This is a genomic window from Brachybacterium kimchii (assembly GCF_023373525.1).
Taxonomy (GTDB): domain Bacteria; phylum Actinomycetota; class Actinomycetes; order Actinomycetales; family Dermabacteraceae; genus Brachybacterium; species Brachybacterium kimchii.
On record NZ_CP097218.1, the window covers coordinates 2,541,401 to 2,563,101 of the forward strand.

Below are 21,701 nucleotides of genomic sequence, written 5' to 3' on the forward strand. Positions count from 1 at the left end.
CCGGGCCGGGGCCGGCTCGCACCACCCGGGGTCCTCCGGTAGTGTGTCTCCTGCTCTACGAGCAATGGAGGATTCGCATAGCGGCCTAGTGCGCACGCCTGGAACGCGTGTTGGGTGAAAGCCCTCGGGGGTTCAAATCCCCCATCCTCCGCCACAGGGAACGCCCCTGATCCGCCACATCGCGGATCAGGGGCGTTCTGCATCCGCCGGTGGCACGATGAGCCCCATGGCACAGGAGTCCACGCCCCGCCGGCGCATCGCCGCCGCGGTCTCACGCGAGGGCGAGGAGGCCTTCGTCGGCCGATGCCTGTCGATCCTCGGGGACGGCGAGATCGACGCGGAGCTGATCGAGGTGCTCGGCGGGAACTCCGCCGGCCCCGTCCTCGCCGGCGCATCCGACGGCCCCCGCGGGTACTGGGTGCGCACCTGGGCCCTGCGCGCCCTCCTCTACGCCTGGTCCGCTTCCGCAGAGCCGGCCGTGGTCGCGGCGACCGCCGACACGCACTGGCGGGCGCGGGAGATGGCCGCGAAGGTGCTCGCCGCCAGGGCGACCTCGCGCTGCGGCGCCGAGGCGGCGCTCGATCGGCTCCTGCGGGACGAGCATCCCCGCGTGCGCGCCGCGGCGCGACGCGCGCTGGACCAGCCCGGCTGACCTCCTCGGTGCGGCGGCGCTCCACGCGACCCGACCGGACGTTCCCGCGGGAACGTCATTCGGGCCCGATCCGTCAGATCGATGGGCGTCGGTGCGCCTCAGCGCTCCGGCAGGTCGTAGGTCCGCCGGATGCTCGAGCCGAGCTCCCGGATGTCAGCGCCGTAGACATGGATGGAGATCGCGGTGCCCTCCCCCGCGTTCCAGACCCGATGGAGGTCCCCGGGCGGGGCGAAGCCGTCGGCGCTGCCGTTCGGGTTGGTCACCTCCGCGATGCGCACGAGGCGCAGGCCGTCCTCCGGGTCCGGCATCTGGCCGTCGGCGAGGTGCACCTCGTCCCCAGCGGCGTCCTCGACCCGGTACCGGATCTCGGCCTCCTCGCCCTCGTAGACGCCGACCACGCACCAGGAGATGTGGTCGTGCACGGGCGTCTGCTGCCCGGGGAGCCATACCAGCGCGACGATCGAGAAGCTGCCGTCGGGCTCGACGTGGACGATGTTCTGCCGGTAGCGCTCGGGGTCCGCGACGCGGGCCTCCGCCGGCAGCAGGTCCGGCACGGCGAGGTGCCGCTCCAGGGTGCGGGTCACGCGCCGTGACGTCTCGGCGGCGTCGCCGCTGGGCGCGACCGCCTCGCGGATCTCGCCGATCAGACGCCGGAGGGAGGGCGGGCAATCCTGCGGCGCACGATCTTCTGGCGCGCCTTCCGGTCGGACCGCCGAGGTCTCCTGCGTACTCATCGGCCCGTCCCTTCTCCGAGTGCGCTCCTGCGGGCAGGCGGCGCACGTCCATCAGCGGTCTTCGACCAGGTTATCGAGCACCCGGCGTCGACCGCACGCTCGGCGAACCCCCGATGTCGAGGGGGTGACGAGCGCGTGGACGGCACCGACGGGGCCGTCGACGACGCCGGCCCGCGCCATTCCGGCGCGCGAGCGCGCCCGACCTCGCGCGAGAACGCATGCGACGCGGTGGGAACCCGCGCGAACCCATAAGTCCTGACAGGCTCACGCCTTAGCTGTCCTATGTAGCGTGCGTGGGGAAGCACCACCCGCACCCGCACCACGACGAAGGAGCTGGCCCATGACCACGACCGAAGCACCCGCGGCAGCATCGCCCGCAGGCACGCACCCGTCCCCGCCCGCCGACCCGGACTCCCCTGCCCCCACCTGGACAGCGCACCCGACCACCACCGAGGGCTGGCTGGAGCGGGCCCAGGAGGTCTCCGACCTCCTGGCAGCCGATGCCGTCGCGCGCGACCGCGCGAACCGGAGTCCCTTCCGGGAGGTCGAGCTGCTGAAGTCCGCCGGCCTGCTGACGCTGCTGGGCCCGCGCGAGTTCGGCGGCGGAGGCCAGACCTGGGAGACCGCGTACACGGCGGTCCGCATCGTCGCGCGCGGCGACGGCTCCATCGGCCAGCTGCTCGCCTACCACTTCCTGTGGTTCTGGACCGCGGAGCTCGTGGGGACCGATGAGCAGCGCGCGGCCTTCGCGCGGTCCGCGACCGAGGGGAACTGGCTGATCGGCGGGGCCGTCAACCCCCGCGATGACGACCTCACGGTCACCGACGAGGGCGAGGAGCTGGTCTTCACCGGCCGCAAGTCCTTCTCCACCGGCGGCGTCGTCTCCGACGTGACGATCCTCGAGGGAGTCCTGGAGGGCACCGGGGACCACGTCTTCACCGCCGTGCCCACACGCCAGGAGGGCATCGACTTCGCCGGCGACTGGGACAACCTGGGGCAGCGCCTCACGGAGTCCGGCTCCGTGCGGATCACGGACGTGCGCGTCCCGTGGGCCGACGCGCTCGGCTACGTCGACAAGCAGTTCCACGGTCTGGTGTACGCCACCCTCAACGTGCCCGCGATCCAGCTGGTGTTCACGAACTTCTACCTGGGGATCGCCCAGGGCGCCCTCGAGCGCGCCGCGGCCTACACGCGGGAGAAGACCCGTGCGTGGCCCTTCGGAGGGGACGACAAGGCGTCGGCCGACGAGGAGTGGTACATCCTCGAGGGCTACGGCCAGCTGGCCTCGAAGCTCTGGGCCGACGAGGCCCTCATCGACCGCACCGGCGCCACGATCAGCGAGGTCCTCCACGCCCCGCGGGAGGAGCTCACCGAGCAGCGGCGCGGCGAGATCGCCGTGCAGGTCGCCGCCTCCAAGCTGCGCATCGCCGAGGACGGCCTCGAGGTGACCTCCAAGATCTTCGAGCTCACCGGGGCGCGCGCCTCCTCGAACTCCGTGGGCCTGGACATCTACTGGCGGAACCTCCGCACCCACTCGCTGCACGACCCGCTGCCCTACAAGAAGCGCGAGGTGGGCGAGTACGCGCTCGCCGGCCGCATCCCGGAGCCCACCTGGTACACGTGAGCAGCGCGCCCTCCGCCGCACCGGCGGGCGGATCCCGCCATGGCCCCGGCTCCCCCGGCCGAGGCCTCCCCGGCCGCGACTCCTTCGGCCGCGTCTACCCTGGGGCCATGGCGGAAGCATCCGGACACTCCCCGACCGAGACGGCCACCACCGCGGGAGCATCCGCGTCCACGGCCCCCGACGCCCTCCCCGAGAAGTACACCCGCGCTCTCTACACCGCGCACGTGGAGAACGTCGGCGGCACGGCGGGCGAGGTCCGCGTCGAGAACGGACCCACGCTGCCCACGGGCGGTCCGTCGGCCGACGCCACCGGCTCGAATCCCGAGCAGTTCCTCGCGATGGCGTGGAGCACGTGCCTGGGCGAGACCCTCAAGGCGGTGCTGCGCGAGCAGGGGATCGACGCCGTCACCCATGTGCACGTCGAGGTCAGCCTGCACTTCGACCCCTCGGGCGGCTACCGCTTCGCGCCGCGCGCCCTGGTGAGCATCGAGGACGTGGGCGAGGACGAGGCCCGCCGTCTCGCGGAGGCCGCGCACGCGCGCTGCCCCGTCTCCCGACTCCTCGGCCGTGCCGATTCGGGTGCTCTCGAGGTCGTGCCGCCGCCCCGGGGCTGATCACCATCGCGGCGGCCGACGGGGCGCGGACCGCCGCGGGGCGACGGAGGATCAGGGGCGCGCGTCGAGGATCTGCTGGGCGCGCGCGAGAGCGACGTCGACCCCCGCGCGGACCTCGGCGAGCCCCTGCGCGACGGGCAGCGCCCGCAGCTCGTCGGCGATGATCTCGACGCCCCAGAAGCCCGTCCAGCCCGCGTCGGTCATCGCCACCACGAAGCCCGCCATGTCGAGATCCCCGCGGCCCGGGAGGCAGCGCGGAGCGACGCCGTCGGCACCCACCGGCGCGTCACCGAGCTCGACCATGGCGACCGGGACGCCCTCCAGGAGCGCGGGCAGGAGCGTGAAGTCGTCGTCGCCGGATCTCGCGAGCTGGAAGATGTCCACGGCGAGCCCGGCACGCGGATGGTCCACGGCACGGACGAGGTCGACCGCGTCGCCGAACATCGGCAAGTTGGTGTCCGCCATCGCCTCGAGCGCCAGGGTGACGCCGAAGGCGTCGGCGCGCTCGGCGACCCGGTGCAGATCCGCGGCGAAGGCCGCGGGGTCCGGCGCCTCGGAGCGATCGGCGCCGAGGTGGCATGCGCCGATCTTCAGGGCGGGGGCTCCGAGCTGCGCCGCGGCCTCGAGGAAGTCGTCGAGCTGGCGGTCCGAGGCCGCGCGAGCCGCGCCCTGTTCCCACCAGTCGCTGAGGAACTCGAGCTCGATGCGCTCGATGCCGGCGTCCTCGAGCTGTGCGCGCAGTCGGGGAAGGCCGATCGTGTCGCGCAGCTCCACGAGATCGGCATGCTGGATCCCCGCGCCTCGCCAGCCCGAGGCGGCGAGGGCCTCGATCCGCTCCGGGAGAGGCACGGGGCTGCGCTGATCCTCGTCACGGGGGCCGACGTCCCCCGCCCAGGTCCAGCAGGAGGCCAGCAGGTCGTGGTGGGTGCTCATGGGTTCTCGCCTCTCCGCGGCGGCAGCGCTGCGATGCGCACTGCCATGGATGCGTACGAGTGTACAAAGGTCGCGTCCGCCACCGCCCGGCCGCTCGCATAGGGAACCGACAGCTCGCGTTCAGCGCCTGCCAGGCTGGGACCGGTTAGGTATATCCCAGGTGCTGACGGAGCGGCGAGCCACTGAGGAGAGGCTCCCGCCTGACCCGCAGCACCGGGGAAAGGGATGGCCCCGGCCCGTGGGGACGGGCCGGGGCGCTTTCTGTTCCGGGGGTTCTGCGACCGGGCCGGACCGTTCAGCCGTTCAGCCGTTCAGCCCAGCGTCGCGGGGCGGTCCCAGGCGATGTCGCGCACGTGCTCGTCGAGGAACCCGAGGAACGTCTCGTACCAGACCTGTGCATTGCCGCGACCGGTGATCCAGTGCCCCTCGTCGGGGAAGTAGAGGAACCGGTGGCGGGTGCGGCCGTGCTCGTCGCGCGGCGTGGCGGAGAACTCGTGCAGGTCGTACCAGAGCGCGTGGCCCTGCGCGATCGGCACGCGGTAGTCCTTGTCGCCGTGGATCACGAGCATCGGCACCTGGATCTCGGCGACCGAGTCCTTGGGGTTGAAGCGGCGGTTCTGCTCGCGCATCGGCCGCTCCCAGCCGGCGTTGTCGGTGGTGCGGCCCATCGATGCCGTGTCCCACAGCGAAGCGTGGGTGACGACGCAGCGGAAGCGGTCACCGGTGTGCCCGGCCACCCAGTTCGCCATGTACCCGCCGTAGGAGCCGCCCGCGAAGGCGGTGCGCTCGGCGTCGATGTCCGCGCGGGCGATCGTCGCGTCCGCGAGCGCCATGATGTCGGTGAACGGGGCGCCGCCGAGCTCGTGCTGGCCGCGGTCGATCATCTCCTGTCCGTAGCCGGTGGAGATCGCCGGGTCCGGCAGCAGCACGGCATAGCCCGCGTCGACGAAGGGACCGGGGTTCCAGCGATAGGTCCAGGCGTTCCAGGATCCCCAGGGTCCGCCGTGCGCGCAGACGACCAGCGGGTGCGGACCCTCGCCCGCGGGCAGACGCAGCCAGGCGCGCAGCGCCGTGCCGTCCTGGGCGGTGGCCGAGACCTCGGTGAGGGCGCCGGGCTGCTCGAGGGCGTCGGCGGGGTGCGGCAGGTCCGTGATCTCCCCGCTCGCCAGGTCGATGCGCACGGGGTGCGGGGCGACGGCGATCCCGGAGGCCGAGGCGACGGCCGCACCGCCCGCGACGGCGAGCTGCGCGAAGGAGAGCTCCTGGTCCGGTCCGCCGGCGAGCCGGCGCCCGGCGGCGTCGCCGAGGCCGCCGATCCACACGGATCCGCGGCCCTCATCATCGCCCGCGCCCACGAGGGTGTCCCCGTCGACCCAGGTGAGATGGGGGTCCCGGTCCAGATCGGGCCAGATCTCGCGGCTCTCCCCGGTGGCGAGGTCGAGCACCTCGGTGCGCGAGCACGCGGAGGCGGTCTGCGTCCAGGTGCGCTCGCGCGAGATCAGCACGCGCGTCCCGTCGGGGCTGAACTCGCCGGGCCAGAACTCGATCTCGTTCGTGGCGTCGCGCAGCAGCTGCGGGGCCTGCGTCCCCGTGAGGTCGAGCAGGTAGAGGCGGCCGACGCCCAGGCGGTCGTCGAGCGAGTCGGTCATCGCCGCGAGCGCGCGGTGGCCCTGCCGGTCCGCGCTCCACGCGCTCAGCCGCCCGGGCGGCATCTCCAGGTGCCGGAAGTGGAGGACCTGGCGGCGCGGGCCGTCGTCGTCAACGGCCGACGGGTGCTGGTCGGATGACGCCCCCTGACCAGCCTGGGCGGTCGCCGTGGCGGTGAAGAGGTCCTCGGGGAGGGCCGCGACGGCGAGCACGCTGCGGGCGGGGCCCAGGTCGTGGTCCCAGTGGCGGGTCGGGAAGCCGTCGTGGAGGGCGGCGCTGACCCCTGCCTTCGTGCGCTCGCGGGAGAGGCGGGCATGCTCTGCCTCGTCGGACGCCTGGGAGTGGACGTCGATCTCGGCGACGAGCACGCCGTCGGCGAGGTGCAGTCCCCCGAAGCCGCCGGGACGGGAGGCGACCTCCCGGGCCTCTCCGCGAGGGGGCAGGGCCCAGAGCTGGGCGTCGTCGGCCTCCTCGCCGTCCTCCCCCAGGCGCTGGGCGGTGAAGAGTGTGGCGCCGTCCTCGGCGAGGGCCACGGAGCCCACGGACGCGTTCCCCCGGGTCAGGGGAAGCAGGGTGTCCTCGAGGAGCTCCACGAGCGAGCTGCGGTAGGAGGTGCCCTTCGCGTCCGGGGCCGAGACCTTGGCGACGATCCTCCCGCCCGGCGTCGTCTCCAGTCCCGCGAGGCGGCGGGCGTCCAGCAGTGCAGTGATGCTCCGATGCGTCATGGCCAGCAATCCTGCCAGAGCGGGTGCGCGCGCGTGCGCGGCCCGCCCTGGTGAGTACGCTCTGTGCTGACGAGGTGCCTGGGTACGCTCTGGGCTGGAGTGCCGCACGCGCCACGAGGGGGAGCCATGACGCAGGGACCTGGATCGCCGCACGGACAGCCGTCGCCGTCCGGGCTTCCGCACCAGCCCGGGCAGCCTGGACAGCAGGGCCAGCCCGGCCAGCCCGCTTCGCCCCGACGCCCTGTCGGCCCCTGGATCGTGGGGGTCTGCGGGTGCCTCGTGCTGCTTCTCATCGCAATCGGCGGCGGAGCGCTCGCCGTGATCCTCAGCCAGCGCGGGGATGACGAGGCGTCGGCGGACCCCTCGGCGACGTCCTCCTCCGACTCCTCCTCCAAGCCGCCGGAGACGCCTCCACCGTTCACTCCGGCCGACCCCTACGAGAAGCTCACGCTGAGCGAGCAGGAGACGCGCGAGGTCCTGCAGACGAACCCGCTCACGCGCGGCACCCTGCCGACCGCGGACCAGTGCGACCTCCCGAAGCTCGCGGCGAAGCACAGCGACGAGGAGCTCGAGGCCTTCCTCAACGCCGGCGAGTCGTGCCTGACGCAGGTGTGGTCCACCGCGAGCTCGGACCGCTCGATGCCGTGGGCGACGCCGAGCATCGTGGTCTACAGCTGGCCCGACGTGCCGAAGTCCAGCTGCGAGAAGGACACCTTCGAGCGCGACTACCCGCGCGTGTGCAACCTCGACAACACCATCTACTGGCCCGCCGACTACGACGCCTCCGATTCCGAGGACCCCGCCGAGGACTACCCGGCCCACCTGCTGTGGGGCCTCGCCCTCGTGCAGCAGACGACTGTCATGTGGCAGTCCAGCATCGGCCTCTACTACCAGCACCTGGACGACGAGGTCGGCGACGACGAGAAGGCGCAGGACGAGGCGCACCGCCGCTATGTCCTGCAGAACCAGTGCATGGCGGCGGCGACCGTGATGCAGCTCCCCGACGGGGCCCGGCCGTCGGCCGCCCTGCAGAAGTCCGTGCTCGACGCCCCGGCGCGCAAGGACAACACCGACCCCACGATCTCCGAGGACTCGCAGGACGCCTGGATCCGCGCGGGCCTGGAGAGCGAGGGCGACCTCGGCGCCTGCAACTCCTGGACGGCCGAGACCTCCGACGTGAGCTGAGCCGGTCGGCCGCGCGCCGCAGCAGACGTCGGCCGGGAGCCGCCACGTGCCGCCGACCGCCGTCGGCGCACTCTTCGATGTCGCCCCGTGAGACCTCAACGGCCATATGGGGTCGAGACCTCATGGAGAGACATCGAAGCGCACGCGCACCCACCGCCTCCACGCCCACGGCCCGAAGCACGCGTCCCGGGTACACCTGAACCCGCAGGTCAGAGCCCCCGCTGTGTCCGACCATCCACCGCCCTTGCCGCCGCCTTCAAAGTAGTTTAATGTTGAACCATCTTCAGACGCTGAGCCCAGGAGGCCGTCATGCAGTTCGGAATCTTCACCATCGCGGACATCACGCCCGACCCCACCACGGGGCGCGTGCCCACCGAGCACGAGCGCCTCGAGCTCATGGTCGAGGAGGCGAAGCTCGCCGAGCAGGTGGGCCTGGACGTCTTCGCGATCGGCGAGCACCACAACCCGCCCTTCGTCACCTCCTCCCCCACCACGACCCTCGCGTACATCGGCGCGCAGACGAAGGACCTCATCCTCTCGACCGCGACCACGCTGATCACCACGAACGACCCGGTGAAGATCGCCGAGGACTACGCGATGCTCCAGCACCTCACGAACGGCCGCGTGGACCTGGTGATGGGGCGCGGCAACACGGGCCCCGTCTACCCGTGGTTCGGCAAGGACATCCGCAAGGGCCTCGAGCTCGCGATCGAGAACTACGACCTGCTGCACCGCCTGTGGCGCGAGGACGTCGTGGACTGGCAGGGCGAGTTCCGCACCCCGCTGCAGCAGTTCACCTCGACCCCTCGCCCGCTCGACGGCGTGGCGCCCTTCGTGTGGCACGGCTCGATCCGCTCCCCGCAGATCGCCGAGCAGGCCGCCTACTACGGCGATGGGTTCCTGCACAACAACATCTTCTGGCCCATGAGCCACACCAAGCAGATGGTGCAGCTGTACCGCGAGCGCTATGAGCACTACGGCCACGGCAAGGCCTCGCAGGCGATCGTCGGGCTCGGCGGCCAGGCCTTCATGCGCAAGAACTCCCAGGACGCGATCGCGGAGTTCCGCCCCTACTTCGACAATGCGCCGGTCTACGGCGGCGGCCCCACGATGGAGGACTTCACGAAGCAGACGCCGCTGACCGTCGGCTCGCCCGAGCAGGTCGTCGAGCGCTACCTGGGCATGGCCGACGCCGTCGGCGACTACCAGCGCCAGCTGTTCCTCATGGACCACGCGGGCCTCCCCCGCCAGACCGTCCTCGAGCAGATCGAGCTGCTGGGCACCGAGGTCGTCCCCGTCCTGCGCCGCGAGCTCGAGGCGCGTCGCCCGGCCGACGTCCCCGAGGGGCCGACGCACGCCGCGATGGTCGCGGCGCGAGACGCCGAGAACGGCGCCTTCGATGCGTCGTACCGTTTCGAGACGGGCGACAACTGGACCGGTCTGCGCGCCGAGGACCGCGGCTGACGCGGACCGGCCGTCGCATCCCGTCGTCCGTCCACCCGTCGTCCGTCGCTCCGCCACCTCACCGAAGGAGGCCACCGTGCCCCGCGCCTACCGCGTCCTGACCCTCACCGCGGGCCTGTCGACCCCGAGCTCGACCCGCATGCTCGCCGACCAGCTCACCGCCGCCGCGCGCACCGCCCTCGAGGCCTCGGGGACCGAGGTCGAGGCCTCCACGATCGAGCTGCGCGAGCACGCCCATGACCTCACCGATGCCCTGCTCTCGCACTTCCCCGGCGAGCGCCTGCGCCCCGTGGTCCAGGCGATCAAGGAGGCCGACGCGGTGATCGCGGTGACCCCGATCTTCAACGTCGGCCCGTCGAGCCTGTTCAAGCTGCTCATCGACGCGCTCGACAAGGACCTCTGGCGCGGCAAGCCCGTGCTGCTCGGCGCGACCGCCGGGACGGCCCGCCACTCCCTGGCACTGGACTTCGCGATCCGGCCGATGTTCTCGTACCTGCGCGCGGAGATGGTGCCGACGGCCGTGTTCGCGGCCTCGGCCGACTTCGGCGGCGCCTCGGCCGCCGAGTCCTCGCAGGATCCGCTGGCCGAGAGGGCGCACCGCGCGGGCGGGGAGCTCGCGGCGATGCTGGGCGCAGGCGTCGGGCGGGCGGACGGGCCCGGCGGGACCGACGACGGCTCGGAGAGCACCGACGGGGACGGCGACGCCGGCTCCGCCGACGGCGCTCCGGCGCTCGACGCGGAGTTCTCGGACTTCGTGCCGATGGGGCGGCTCCTCGGGCACTGACCGCACCGGGTTCCGGGCATTCCGCCCGCCCGGCGGAGGTCGGGACGACGCATCCTCCGCGAGGCCTCCTCACGCCCGGTAGCGTGGGCGGAGACCGCCGCAGCCAGGAGGAACCATGCACGCAGCCCGCCTCACCGACTCCCTCTGCTACCACGGCGAGGGCCCGATCTGGTCGGCGAGCTGGGGCGCGGGCGGCGCGCTGCGCTTCGTCGACATGCTCGCCGGGTCCTTCCTCGAGCTCGATCCCGCGAGCGGTGGCATCACCCGCACCGAGGTGCCGAGCCCGGTGGTCGCATGCGTGCGGCCGCGCCGCGGCGGCGGGGCGGTGCTCGCCCTCGAGAAGGGCTTCGGACTCCAGGACCCCGACGGCACGATCACCGCGCTGCCCGCCCTGTGGGAGGAGCCCGTGCGGATGAACGAGGGGACGGTCGCGCCCGACGGCACCTTCTGGTGCGGCTCCATGGCCTATGACCGCGCCGAGGGAGCGGCCTCGATGTGGCGGCTCGGCACCGACGGCGCGGCGATCCGCGCATGGGGCGACGTCACGATCTCCAACGGGCTGGCGATGCCCCCCGACCACGCGCACGCCTACTACGTGGACACCCCCACCGGCCGCGTCGACGTGCTGGACTGGGACGAGACCGCGGGGTTCGTCGACCGACGCACCTTCCGCGACCTGGACGACGAGGACGGCCACCCCGACGGCCTCACCGTCGATGCCGAGGGCCGCGTGTGGGTCGCGATGAACGGCGCCGGACGGGCGCTGTGCCTCGAGGCCGACGGCACCATGGCCGAGCGCATCGAGGTGGGTGCCCGCCAGGTCACCGCCTGCACCTTCGGCGGCGAGAACCTCACGACCCTCTACCTCACCACCAGCAGGGAGAACCTCCCCGAGGGCGAGGATCCCGCGGCGGGGTCCCTGTTCGCGGTCGAGCCGGGAGCCCGTGGCATCGATGAGGAGCTGGTGTTCGGTGGGTGAGGCCGACGTCGCCGCCGCCCTCACCCGCGGCCCGCGCGGGCTCCGCACCCTGCTCGAGTTCGCGCTGCGCAGCGAGGACGCGGCGATGGGCGATGACGTCGGCCCGCTCGCGGTGCTGGTGCACGACGCGGCGCACCATCGGGACGACTCGAGCTTCGCCGCGATGATCACCGAGGAGGGCCGCGTGGTCCCGAATCTCGAGGTGCCCGATCCGGGGATGGACGAGGTCGCCGACGCACTCGACTCCGTGGTGCTGCTGCTGGAGCCGTCGCATGACCTGATGCTTCGCTGCGTCGCCGACGCCGTGACCGAGGCCCGCTACTGGCAGGCGCCGGCGGGATCCGATGCCGTCGCGATGACCGCCCCCGTGCGCAGAGCGCTCCACCGCGTCGCCGATCGCCTGGCGAGCGAGCGCTCCGTGCGGGACTGGTGGTCCGACATGGATGCCGATCATCAGGTCCACGTGCTGTGGATCGACCCCGACGCGCCCGAGAGCTTCGTCGGCCGCGCGCCGCGTCCTTCGGTCGAGGATCTCCGTGCGGACGCTGCCCGCAGCGGCGACGTGGCCATGTGGGAATCCGCGCCCACCTCTTTCCGTGCGATGACCACCGGTCGTTGGCCTGACGGGACGCCCACACATCTCTGGCTCGTCGAGGACGAGCAGGGCTGGACAGAGGCATTCGCCGACCCGGTCGAATCTGCCGCCGGACGCGACGTGCTCGAGATCCGCTCGGCGCAGGACTGGGTCGCGCTGTGCCGCCGCCATCCGCAGGACGTCACGCGGATGCGCCGCGAGACCTGGGGACCGGCGTCCGGGCACGAGGGGGCATGGGTGCAGCCGAGCTGGGCTGCGATTTCGAGGACGCACGACGCAGTCCACCTCGGCCTGGGCGCCTACCTCGATCTCGCCGGGCGCGCCATCGACGTCGACGGCCGGTCCGCCACGATGGTCGCCGGCTGGCATCCGGACGCGACGTACTGGTTCCGCGAGCCGCCGGACCCGATCGGCGCGCCCGAGCCATGGCGCTTCGTCGACACGGAGGCCGGTGCCGGGGGCGACGATCTGGCGTGGATGCGCGCCGAACATGCCGCCCGCTTCCGGACGGTGGGCACGTGAGCGCGGGCCGCGCCGGTCCCGCCGCGGACGTCGGCCGCTGGTTCTCGACCGGCTCGCGCAGCGCGGACACGGGAGCCGACTCCGGGCACCACTCGTTCCGCACCCACGCCCGCGACCGCCCCTGGGGCCCCGCGGACCCCTCGCTCTACGGCCTGCTGAGCACTCCCGAGGAGGTGCTCGGCGCCCTCGATGTGCTGCAGCGCGGTCCGGTCACCGTGCTGACCGGGGCCGGGCTGTCCACGGAGTCGGGGCTTCCCGACTATCGCGGGCCGCGCGCGGTGCCGCGCACCCCGATGACGTACCAGGAGTTCGTCCGCTCCGATCTGTCGCGGCGCCGCTACTGGGCGCGCTCGACGGTCGGCTGGACCCAGTTCGGCACCGCCCGGCCGAACCGCGGGCACCGCCTGCTCGCCGCGCTCGCCGCGCCCCTCGAGGTCACGGGCGTGATCACCCAGAACGTCGACCGCCTGCACGAGGAGGCGGGGTCGGACCCGGTCGTCGACCTGCACGGACGCCTCGACGTGGTGCGCTGTCTGGACTGCGACAGGACCATCTCTCGCGACTCCCTGCACTCGCGCCTGCTGGGGATGAACCCCGACATCGCCGCACGCCTCGAGGACCTCGCCCGGGACGCCGCCCAGGCACCGGACGGCGACGCCGAGGTGGATCGCACGAGCCGCTTCCGCTACCCGCCGTGCTCACTGTGCGGCGGGATGCTCAAGCCCGACGTCGTGTTCTTCGGGGAGAGCGCACGGCGCGAGATGGTCGCCGACGCCTTCGCGCTGCTCGAGCGCTCGCGCGCCCTGCTCGTGCTCGGCTCGAGCCTCACCGTCATGTCCGGCCTGCGATTCGCCCGCCAGGCCCTCGCTGACGGCAAGCCCGTGGTGATCGTCAACGACGGCCCGACCCGGGCCGACGACCGCGCGACCGTCCGCGTCCACGGCCGCGTCGCCGACGTGCTGGGCGCCTGGGCTCTGGAGCTCGGGATGCCGAACCACCACCGACACGCGAGGAGACTCGATCCATGATCCGTCCCGGCCTCTGCTCCATCACCTTCCGCGACCTCTCGCCGCAGGAGGTCGCCGATCGCGCCGCGCACGCCGGCCTCGCCTGCATCGAATGGGGCGGGGACGTGCACGTCCCGCCCGGGGACACGGAGAGCGCCGAGCGGGTCCGGCTCGTCACCGAGCAGGCGGGGCTCTCCGTCGCGTCCTACGGCTCCTACCTTCGATTCGACGGCGACGAGGCCGGCCATCTCGCGAGCGCGGACGCGGTGCTCGCCTCCGCCCGCGCCCTGCGTGCACCGCGGATCCGCGTGTGGGCGGGCGGCACGGGCTCCCGTCAGAGCTCGGCCTCGCAGCGGGCCCTGACCACCCGGCGCATCCGCGAGTTCGCGATGCGTGCGGGCGAGCACGGGATCGACCTCGGCCTCGAGTTCCACGGCGGGACGCTCACCGATGAGATCGGGTCGACCATGCGCCTGCTCGACGAGGTCGCCGCGGAGAACGTGCGAACGTACTGGCAGCCGCACCAGGACATGCCGGACGGCGACGCCCTGCAGACGCTGCGCACCGCGCTGCCGCGCACGTCGACGATCCACGTGTTCTCGTGGTGGCCCGGCGCCACGCGCCTGCCGCTCGCGGAGCGCGCGGACCTGTGGCGCGCGGCGTTCTCGACCCTGCAGGCCGAGGGCTCGGACCGCGACGCCCTGCTGGAGTTCGTCCCGGACGATGACCCCGCGGTGCTCGACCACGAGGCGGCGACGCTCCGCGAACTGATCGAGGAGGGGCGAGCCGCCGCGCGGTGAGTAGCGGCGGGGCATTCGTCCTTCAGTGCGAGATCTCCTCGAGAACGCGGTCCTTGGTCTCGGTCGCCCACTTCGCCACGACGACGGCGGCGATCGCCGCGATCGCGGCGAAAATCCCGCAGACGAGTCCGAGACCACTCGTGACCAGTGATCCGACCATGACGGGGCCGATCATGGAGGCGATCCGCAGCCAGGACGTCGCCGCACCGACTCCCACGGCACGGATCCTCGTCGGGTAGATCTCCGGTGTGTAGAGGTACAGGCCGATGCTCGCTGCCCCCGCGGCGAGATAGGCGAGCGACCCGAAGACGAGCACCTGCCACGGCTGCTGGGCGCCGAGGAGCGCGAGGACGCCCATCATCACGGCGGAGCCAGCGAGCGAGAGGATGAAGATCCTGCGACGCCCCAGCAGGTCGATCGTGAACGCGCAGATCGCGGCCCCCAGGAACGCGCCGAGGTTGCCGATCAGGGCGTAGTTCAGCGAGGTCTCGAGCGGCAGCCCGAAGTGCCCGCGGTACAGGGAGGGCAGCCACGTCCCGATCCCGTAGTAGACGATGTAGGTGGCGAACCAGATCAACCAGACCGTCAGGGTGCGACGGCGGTAGTCGGGTCCCAGGAGCTCGCGCATCCGTCCTCGGGCCTCGCGGATGCCGATGCCCAGCGGCTCCGGGTCATCCAGGGCCCGACCGGCCCGCACCACGGCGCTCTCGATCCGGAGCATCTGTGCGTCGGCGGCCTCCTCGCGACCGCGGGCGGCGAGCCAGCGCGGAGATTCGGGCACCACCCGGAGGATCGGCAGGATGAGCAGGACAGGCAGCGCTCCGACGAGGAACATGCCCTGCCATCCGAAGGCCGGCACCACGAACCTGCCCACGACGGCGCAGAGAACGACTCCCACGGAGAAGATCAGCTCGAACAGCAGCACGAAGCGACCGCGGCCCTTCGCCTTGGTGATCTCGTTGATGTAGACAGCGCCGATGGGGACCTGCCCGCCCAGGCCGACTCCCTGCAGGAGCCGCATGAGCAGCAGCATCCAGAAGCCCGTCGACAGTGCGCACAGCACGGAGAAGACCGAGAACACGCCGATGGCCAGGGCCATCGCGCGCGTACGTCCGAAGCGCTCGGCAACGCCCGAGATCAGCAGTGCACCGATCAGCTGGCCGAGGTACCCGATCGAGATGAGCGCCGCGATCTGCGTCCCCGTAAGCCCCCACATCGGGGTGAGCACCGGCAGCACCTGTGCGATCGCCAGGGCATCGAAGGCGTCGAAGAAGGTTCCGGTGCCGATGAGCAGACGGATCTTGACCTGCCACCGGCTGAGCGGAAGGCGCTCGAGCCTGCTGGCGACGTTCGATGGCGTCCCTGCACTGCGCCATGGCGTGTCGCCCGCTGCGTCCTCGCTGCGGGAGCCGGGTCCGCCGGCCCCGCCCTCCGTGGAATCGATCGTCATGCGAGCCTCCATCGCCTCGTCATCCCATAGCGCCCGCCAGACCGTGCATCTCACGGAGACACCGGACGGAAGGCGCTTTCCGCTGGAGTGGGACACTACTCCCACGGCACAGTGGCCGTCCACCTGAGGACAACGGCCGCCACGACCCGGGTCCCGACGTCTCGAGGAACGAGCATCCACCCCATGAAAGTCCTGCTCGCGATGCCCGATGGGCTGCAGCACCGCATGTTCGACCGCGACCAGCTGGAGCGCCTGGCCGCGCTCGCGGACGTCGACGTCGAGCGCACCGCGCCCGATCTCTCCGCCCTCGACGATGCCGAGCTCGCTGCCGTCGACGTGCTCCTCACCGGCTGGGGCTCGCCGCTCGTCGACGCGGCGGCGCTCGCGCGCATGCCGCGCCTGCGCGCGATCGTGCACACCGCCGGCACCATCCGCCTCGTCGTCTCCGAGGCCGTGTGGGAGCACGGCGACATCGTCGTCACCTCCGCGACCGAGGCGAACGCCGTGCCCGTCGCCGAGTTCGCGCTCGCGCAGATCCTCCTGGCCGGCAAGCGCACGCTGGCGCAGGCGGCCCGGCATCGGGAGGTGCGCGATCGGCGCCGGGAGCCTCCGGTGAGCGACCGCGTGGGGAACTTCCGTTCCGTCGTGGGCCTCGTAGGCGCCTCGCGCATCGGCCGCCTCGTCGCCGAGCATCTGCGTCGCTTCGACCTCGAAGTGCTCATCAGCGACCCCATCGTGAGCGCCGAGGAGATCGCGGCGCTGGGCGGACGCAAGGTCGAGCTCGACGAGCTGTTCGCGCGCAGCGACGTGGTGAGTCTCCACGCCCCGGACGTCCCCTCCACCCAGGGCATGGTCACGGCACGGCTGCTCGCCTCGATGCCCGAGGGGGCGACGTTCCTGAACACGGCGCGGCCCGCCCTCGTGGATCGCGACGCGCTGCGCGCCGAGCTGCTCAGCGGACGGATCAGCTCCGTGCTCGACGTCGACGACGACCTCCCGGCCGACGACCCGCTGTGGGATGTGCCGACGGTGCTGATCACCCCGCACATCGCCGGTTCGCAGGGCAACGAGCTGCGCCGCATGGGCGAGTCCGCGCTCGAGGAGGTGCGCCGCCTCGCTGCGGGCGAGCCGCCGCGATTCCCCGTGGATCCGCAACGGCTCGCCGTCAGCGCCTGAGCATGCTCATTCGCTGACCATGCTCAGGCCCTGACCGTGGTCAGCCCTTGTTCACGCGGTCGAGCATCTCCTGGAGCTGCTCGCGGCTGAACCCGCCGAGGCCGGTGAAGCGGCCGACGGGGATCTGCTCGGCCATCTTCAGCATCTCGGGGTCCGCGAACAGCCCGCTGTCGCCGAGCAGCGAGCCGAGCGCCTTCTCTCCACCGGGAAGCGCACGGATCTCGAGCGGCGTCGAGGTCATCGTCATCACCGGGCGGGGCTCGTCGCCCGCGATCTCGACGTCGGCCGCCGCACGCAGATCCCGGCTCGAGGCCCCCACCCCGACGCGGTAGGTGCCGCTCTCGACGACCCAGCCGCCGGCCGCGGGACTCCAGTACTGCAGGTCCTCCGCGGGGATCGAGATCCCCACGCGCCGGGACTCACCGGGCGCGAGCTCGACCTCGGCGAAGCCCTTGAGCTCGCGCGGGGCGCGGGTCACGCGGGAGTCCGGCACGGAGACGTAGGCCTGGACGATCTCGCGGCCCGCGCGGTCGCCGGTGTTCTCGACCGTCACCTCGACCTCGATGCCGCCCCCGGCCGAGGCGGTCACCACCAGATCGCTCTGCGCGAAGGTCGTGAAGCTGAGGCCGTGGCCGAAGGGATAGGCGACCTCCGCGTCCACGGCGTCGAAGCCGCGGTATCCCACGAACAGGCCCTCGCCGTAGCGCACGTGCGAGTCCTCGCCCGGGAAATGCAGGTACGAGGGGGTGTCCTGGAGGCGCAGGGGGATGGTCTCGGCGAGGCGGCCCGAGGGGTTCGCGCGGCCGAAGAGGATGTCGGCCGTGGCCTCGCCGCCGCCCTGGCCCAGCAGCCAGCCCTCGAGCAGGGCGTTGACGCCGCGCAGCGCCTCGGGCAGGCGCACCACGGAGCCGTTCGAGAGGACAACGACCACGCGCTCGGCGACCTCCCGGACCTCCTCGAGGAGCTGCAGCTGGGCTGCGGGCAGCTCGATGTCGGTGCGGTCGAAGCCCTCGGACTCGACGTCCTCCCCGAGGCCCAGGAAGAGCACGGCGGTGCGGGCGCCGCGCGCGAGCTCGACGGCCTCGGCGCGCAGGGATTCGGAGCTCGGGGCAGCGTCCGTCTCCCCGTCGGCCGCGCCCGGGACGAAGCCGCGGGCGAACGGCACGTCCTCGCCGGCGATCGCCCGGATCGCGCCGAGCGCGTCGGTGAGCCGGGTCGGGTTCACGTGCGAGGAGCCGGCCCCCTGGTAGCGCGGGGTCTGCGCGAAGTCGCCGATGACCACGAGTCCCTCGGCGTCGGCCCCTGCCCCTGCGCCGGCCACCGTGCCCGCGCTGTCCCCCGGCTCGGCGAGGGGCAGCGTGCCGTCGTTCTCGAGGAGCACGAGCGCGCGGCGGGCCGCCTCGACGGCGATGCGATGGTGCGACTCGGCGTCGTAGGCCGCGTCGGGGTCGGCCGCGGCGAGCGCGCGGCGCAGCAGTGCGACAGCCTTCCCGGCGGCGCGGTCCAGGGCCTCCTGGTCCACGTCACCGCGCGCGACGGCCTCGCGCAGGTCCTGCTCGCCGAAGGGGTCTGCGGGCATCTGCAGGTCCAGGCCCGCCTGCACGGACGCGGGACGGTCCTCGACCGCTCCCCAGTCGGAGACCACGAGCCCCTCGAAGCCCCACTGCTCGCGCAGGATCTCGGTGAGCAGGCGGCGGTTCCGGGCGACCGGGGTGCCGTCCACGCTGTTGTAGGAGCACATGACGGTCCACGGCTGGGCCCGCGTGACCACCGTGCGGAAGGCGCGCAGGTAGATCTCGTGCATGGTGCGCTCGTCCACGTCGACGTCCACGCGCATGCGGTCGGTCTCCTGGTTGTTCAGCGCGAAGTGCTTCACCGAGGTGCCGACGCCGCGCTCCTGCATGCCGTCCACGAAGGCGGTCGCGAGCTCGCCCGACAGGTGCGGATCCTCGGAGAGGTACTCGAAGTTGCGTCCGCACAGCGGCGAGCGCTTGATGTTCATGCCCGGGCCCAGCACCACGGAGACACCGCCGGCGAGGGCCTCCTCGGCGATCGCCCCGGCGACGGCGGCCGCGCTCGAGCGGCTCCAGGTCGAGGCGAGGCCGACGGCGGGCGGGAAGCAGGTGGCCTCGACGGAGTCGTTGAGCCCCAGGTTGTCGGCCGCGCCGGACTGCTGACGCAGTCCGTGCGGTCCGTCGCTCACCTGGATCTGCCCGAGGCCCAGGGAGGGGGCGTCGTGGAGGTGCCAGAAGTCGGCTCCGCCGGTGAGGGCGATCTTCTCCTCCTGGCTGAGCGCGGAGACATCGGCCGACGGGTCGGCAGACCGGGCGGAGGGGTTCCGGGGGTCGGAGGGCGTGTTCTGGGGGTCGGAGGGGGTGCTCTGGGTCATGGCGGTCCTTCCTGCGGCGGGACGACGCGGGCCGACGGCGCGCTGCGCGCGGCTCCTGCGGATCGTGGTGATCGCACAGTACGTCCTGCGGGCTCGTCGGACCCCGAGCACTCGTAGCATGGCCGGACTCGTCGTCCCCGACCCGTCCCCGACTCCCCCGGAGGCCACCTTGGCTGAACTGAAGAAGTCCCTCGGCCTGCCCTCGCTGATCGCGCTCGGCGTCGCCGGGGTCGTCGGCTCCAGCTGGATCTACACCTCCTCCTCGTTCTTCGCGGACCTCGGTGCGGGCGGCATGATCATCGGCCTGCTGATCGGCGCGGCCCTCGCCGCCTGCGTGGCCCTCGCCTACGGCGAGATGACCAGCGCCGTGCCCCGCGCGGGCGGCGAGGTCGTGTGGGGGTACACCTCGCTCGGACGCTCGGCGGGCTTCGCGACCGGCTGGTTCCACATCGGCGCCTACATCTCCTCCCTCGCCTTCTACGTCACCGCGTTCGGGACGCTGCTGGCGAAGTACGTCCCGGCGATGGACGCGATCCCCCTGTACTCGGTGGGCGGCGCGCCCGTGACGCTGCCCGTGCTCGCCGCGGGTCTCGCCCTGACCCTGGTGATCTTCGGGCTCAACTGGTTCGGGGTCTCGCTCGGCGCGCAGATCCAGGTGGTGCTGTTCGGGGCGATGCTGCTGATCGGCGCGGCGCTCGTCATCGGCGCTCTCGTGGTCGGGTCCCCCGCGAACCTGTGGCCGATGTGGACCTCGGAGCAGCCGCCGGTCGCCTCGACCCTGCGGATGGTGGTCCCCGGCATCACCTACGTGGTCGGCTTCTCCCTGGTGGCCGTGCTCGCCGAGGAGTCGAGCCTGTCCCCGCGGCGCGTGGGCCGCGCGGTCGTCGCCACGGTCGGCTGCGCCGCCGCGTTCTACACCGCGGTGCTGCTCGCGACGGCGTACGTGGGCCCGTGGGAGGACGTCGCCGGCATGGACCTCGGGACGATCGACGCCTTCACCGCGGCCGGGCTGCCGCTGCTGGGGCTCGGCGCCTTCCTCATCGCCGTGCTGGGCCTGATCACGAGCTTCCTGGGGCTGTTCGTCGCCTCCAGCCGCGTGGTGCTCGCGCTCGCCCGCTCGCGTCTGCTCCCCCACGGCCTCGCGAAGGTCGACGAGCGCTCGGGCGTGCCCCGGCGGGCGCTGCTGTTCATCCTCGTGGTCACCGTGCTGCTCGGCCTGCTGGGTCCGGGCGCGATCATCTGGTTCCTCGACGCCGGCGGCGTGTTCCTGGGCGTCGTGTGGTTCCTCGTGGTGCTCGCGAAGTACCGTCTGCCGCGCGTCTACCCGGGGCTCGACCGCACCTACCGGGCCCGGCCCGCGTTCCTCCCGGCCGTCGGCGCGCTCGGCGCCGTGCTCGTCATCGTCTTCACCCTGGTGCCCGTGCCGGGCGTCGAGATGTCCCTGCAATGGCCGCAGGAGTATCTGATCCTCGCCGCCTGGGTGGTGCTGGGCGCGGTCCTGTTCGTCCTCACCCCGCGGCCGACGGACCCCAAGCGGGCGTTCGACGAGATGGTCGGCTCTCTCGCGGGGACCCTTCGGCAGGCGAGGCGGGACTGAGGGGATCGGCCGCGCGCACCACGGCGAGCGCGGCCGGCAGCTCCTCGGAGAGGTCGTCCCACGAGCACTCGATCGTCACGTCGGCCGTGCAGCCTCCGCGGCGCAGGGCCTCGAGGAACGCGGCGATCGGCCAATCGCCCCGCCCCGGCGGGGTGCGGCCGCTGTCGGCGACGTGGATGTGGCCCACCCGGGAGGCGTGGGCCTCGACCGTGGACAGCGATTCGCCCTCGTGCTGTACGTGGAAGAGGTCGGCGACGACGCGCATGTGTTCGAGGCCGTGAGCGTCGAGGAAGCGGGCGGCCTCGGCGATCGTGTGGATCAGGTCGGTCTCCTCCCGGCGGAGGGGCTCGAGGATGATCTCGAGGTCCCGCTGCTCCGCGAGCTCCGACGCGAGGCGGAGGACCTCCGCGAAGCGCGCCTCGCCCTCCTCTCGCAGCACGTCGGGCCCGATCGTGCGGGCGGCGCCGCTGCCCAGCACCACCTTCGCGCCGGGTCGGGCGATCGCCGCGACGGCGTCGAGCGCCGTGGTGAGGTATGCGCGGACGGCTGCGAGCGGCACCGAGGGATCGGAGACCCGCAGGGTCGAGGGCACCAGCACGGCGCACGAGCCGATGGGCTCCACGGGGGCGACCTCCGCGGCGCGCCAGACCCCGGGAGAGGCCTCGACGACGAGCCCGCCGACGACCGTCGGCTCGAGGTGGTCGGCCCCGGCGCGCAGGGCCGCGGGCTGCTGGGAGATGTCTGCGATGACTCCGTGGGGCACGGGGACTCCTCGTCGATCGTGCGTGCCGGGATGAAGGGATCCTGACACGTTTCAACCCTGC

General features: G+C 72.6%; 18 protein-coding genes and 1 tRNA gene. 13 read left to right on the forward strand and 6 right to left on the reverse strand.

Going from position 1 to position 21,701, the window contains the following annotated elements; genetic code table 11:
- Positions 1-66: 66 nt before the first annotated feature.
- A tRNA-Ser gene (locus tag M4486_RS11770) sits at positions 67-154 on the forward strand.
- Positions 155-226: 72 nt separating this feature from the next.
- Positions 227-652, forward strand: a complete 426-nt coding sequence (locus M4486_RS11775) for a HEAT repeat domain-containing protein (RefSeq protein ID WP_249477365.1) — start codon at positions 227-229, stop codon at positions 650-652.
- A 98-nt stretch (positions 653-750) separates the two neighbouring features.
- Here M4486_RS11775 and M4486_RS11780 read toward each other — a convergent pair whose 3' ends face one another.
- On the reverse strand, positions 751-1,236 hold the full coding sequence (locus tag M4486_RS11780) for a cysteine dioxygenase family protein (RefSeq protein ID WP_249477366.1): 486 nt from the start codon (positions 1,234-1,236) through the stop codon (positions 751-753).
- A gap of 490 nt (positions 1,237-1,726) precedes the next feature.
- Here M4486_RS11780 and M4486_RS11785 point away from each other — a divergent pair, with 490 nt between their 5' ends.
- The gene (locus tag M4486_RS11785; RefSeq protein WP_249477367.1) at positions 1,727-3,010 is read left to right on the forward strand and encodes an acyl-CoA dehydrogenase family protein; all 1,284 of its coding nucleotides are present in this window, start codon (positions 1,727-1,729) and stop codon (positions 3,008-3,010) included.
- A gap of 107 nt (positions 3,011-3,117) precedes the next feature.
- Entirely contained in the window at positions 3,118-3,624 is a 507-nt protein-coding gene (locus M4486_RS11790) for an OsmC family protein (protein ID WP_249477368.1), read from the forward strand.
- Between the two features lie 51 nt (positions 3,625-3,675).
- Here M4486_RS11790 and M4486_RS11795 read toward each other — a convergent pair whose 3' ends face one another.
- Together M4486_RS11795 and M4486_RS11800 are read right to left on the reverse strand one after the other, a co-directional pair.
- Complete coding sequence (locus M4486_RS11795; RefSeq protein WP_249477370.1) at positions 3,676-4,557, reverse strand: sugar phosphate isomerase/epimerase family protein; 882 nt, start codon at positions 4,555-4,557, stop codon at positions 3,676-3,678.
- A gap of 311 nt (positions 4,558-4,868) precedes the next feature.
- Entirely contained in the window at positions 4,869-6,929 is a 2,061-nt protein-coding gene (locus tag M4486_RS11800; RefSeq protein WP_249477371.1) for a S9 family peptidase, read from the reverse strand.
- 279 nt (positions 6,930-7,208) lie between these two features.
- Here M4486_RS11800 and M4486_RS11805 point away from each other — a divergent pair, with 279 nt between their 5' ends.
- From M4486_RS11805 to M4486_RS11835, 7 genes are all read left to right on the forward strand, one after another.
- Positions 7,209-8,114 (forward strand): hypothetical protein, encoded by a 906-nt coding sequence (locus M4486_RS11805; protein WP_249477372.1) that lies wholly within the window; start codon positions 7,209-7,211, stop codon positions 8,112-8,114.
- Positions 8,115-8,423: 309 nt separating this feature from the next.
- Complete coding sequence (locus M4486_RS11810) at positions 8,424-9,578, forward strand: LLM class flavin-dependent oxidoreductase (protein WP_249477373.1); 1,155 nt, start codon at positions 8,424-8,426, stop codon at positions 9,576-9,578.
- Between the two features lie 76 nt (positions 9,579-9,654).
- The gene (locus M4486_RS11815) at positions 9,655-10,362 is read left to right on the forward strand and encodes a CE1759 family FMN reductase (protein ID WP_249477374.1); all 708 of its coding nucleotides are present in this window, start codon (positions 9,655-9,657) and stop codon (positions 10,360-10,362) included.
- A gap of 115 nt (positions 10,363-10,477) precedes the next feature.
- Positions 10,478-11,341, forward strand: coding sequence for an SMP-30/gluconolactonase/LRE family protein (locus M4486_RS11820; protein WP_249477376.1), 864 nt, complete (start codon positions 10,478-10,480; stop codon positions 11,339-11,341).
- A complete protein-coding gene (locus M4486_RS11825) occupies positions 11,334-12,458 on the forward strand; it encodes a hypothetical protein (protein WP_249477377.1) in 1,125 nt (374 codons plus the stop codon). Before M4486_RS11820 ends, M4486_RS11825 begins: the two co-directional genes overlap by 8 nt.
- Positions 12,455-13,486, forward strand: coding sequence for a Sir2 family NAD-dependent protein deacetylase (locus M4486_RS11830; protein ID WP_249477378.1), 1,032 nt, complete (start codon positions 12,455-12,457; stop codon positions 13,484-13,486). The genes M4486_RS11825 and M4486_RS11830 overlap by 4 nt, the downstream gene beginning before the upstream one ends.
- Positions 13,483-14,265, forward strand: a complete 783-nt coding sequence (locus M4486_RS11835; RefSeq protein WP_249477379.1) for a sugar phosphate isomerase/epimerase family protein — start codon at positions 13,483-13,485, stop codon at positions 14,263-14,265. The genes M4486_RS11830 and M4486_RS11835 overlap by 4 nt, the downstream gene beginning before the upstream one ends.
- A gap of 22 nt (positions 14,266-14,287) precedes the next feature.
- On the opposite strand, the gene M4486_RS11840 is transcribed toward M4486_RS11835, so the two are convergent.
- Complete coding sequence (locus M4486_RS11840; RefSeq protein WP_249477380.1) at positions 14,288-15,715, reverse strand: MFS transporter; 1,428 nt, start codon at positions 15,713-15,715, stop codon at positions 14,288-14,290.
- Between the two features lie 183 nt (positions 15,716-15,898).
- On the opposite strand from M4486_RS11840, the gene M4486_RS11845 reads away from it, so the two are divergent.
- Complete coding sequence (locus M4486_RS11845; RefSeq protein WP_249477381.1) at positions 15,899-16,891, forward strand: hydroxyacid dehydrogenase; 993 nt, start codon at positions 15,899-15,901, stop codon at positions 16,889-16,891.
- A 40-nt stretch (positions 16,892-16,931) separates the two neighbouring features.
- Here M4486_RS11845 and M4486_RS11850 read toward each other — a convergent pair whose 3' ends face one another.
- On the reverse strand, positions 16,932-19,280 hold the full coding sequence (locus M4486_RS11850) for a glycoside hydrolase family 3 C-terminal domain-containing protein (RefSeq protein WP_249477382.1): 2,349 nt from the start codon (positions 19,278-19,280) through the stop codon (positions 16,932-16,934).
- 118 nt (positions 19,281-19,398) lie between these two features.
- On the opposite strand from M4486_RS11850, the gene M4486_RS11855 reads away from it, so the two are divergent.
- The gene (locus M4486_RS11855; protein ID WP_249477383.1) at positions 19,399-20,877 is read left to right on the forward strand and encodes an APC family permease; all 1,479 of its coding nucleotides are present in this window, start codon (positions 19,399-19,401) and stop codon (positions 20,875-20,877) included.
- On the opposite strand, the gene M4486_RS11860 is transcribed toward M4486_RS11855, so the two are convergent.
- Positions 20,789-21,640: a sugar phosphate isomerase/epimerase family protein gene (locus M4486_RS11860; RefSeq protein ID WP_249477384.1), complete on the reverse strand. Its 852-nt coding sequence runs from the start codon at positions 21,638-21,640 to the stop codon at positions 20,789-20,791. The genes M4486_RS11855 and M4486_RS11860 overlap by 89 nt on opposite strands.
- Positions 21,641-21,701: the final 61 nt, after the last annotated feature.

Bases quoted from the DNA above. Each gene is read 5' to 3' on its own strand.
- M4486_RS11820 (WP_249477376.1), top strand. From the start codon at position 10,478: ATGCACGCAGCCCGCCTCACCGACTCCCTCTGCTACCACGGCGAGGGC.
- M4486_RS11800 (WP_249477371.1), bottom strand. From the start codon at position 6,929: ATGACGCATCGGAGCATCACTGCACTGCTGGACGCCCGCCGCCTCGCG.
- M4486_RS11840 (WP_249477380.1), bottom strand. From the start codon at position 15,715: ATGACGATCGATTCCACGGAGGGCGGGGCCGGCGGACCCGGCTCCCGC.
- M4486_RS11850 (WP_249477382.1), bottom strand. From the start codon at position 19,280: ATGACCCAGAGCACCCCCTCCGACCCCCAGAACACGCCCTCCGACCCC.
- M4486_RS11835 (WP_249477379.1), top strand. From the start codon at position 13,483: ATGATCCGTCCCGGCCTCTGCTCCATCACCTTCCGCGACCTCTCGCCG.
- M4486_RS11845 (WP_249477381.1), top strand. From the start codon at position 15,899: ATGAAAGTCCTGCTCGCGATGCCCGATGGGCTGCAGCACCGCATGTTC.
- M4486_RS11775 (WP_249477365.1), top strand. From the start codon at position 227: ATGGCACAGGAGTCCACGCCCCGCCGGCGCATCGCCGCCGCGGTCTCA.
- M4486_RS11790 (WP_249477368.1), top strand. From the start codon at position 3,118: ATGGCGGAAGCATCCGGACACTCCCCGACCGAGACGGCCACCACCGCG.
- M4486_RS11795 (WP_249477370.1), bottom strand. From the start codon at position 4,557: ATGAGCACCCACCACGACCTGCTGGCCTCCTGCTGGACCTGGGCGGGG.
- M4486_RS11855 (WP_249477383.1), top strand. From the start codon at position 19,399: ATGGCCGGACTCGTCGTCCCCGACCCGTCCCCGACTCCCCCGGAGGCC.
- M4486_RS11810 (WP_249477373.1), top strand. From the start codon at position 8,424: ATGCAGTTCGGAATCTTCACCATCGCGGACATCACGCCCGACCCCACC.
- M4486_RS11785 (WP_249477367.1), top strand. From the start codon at position 1,727: ATGACCACGACCGAAGCACCCGCGGCAGCATCGCCCGCAGGCACGCAC.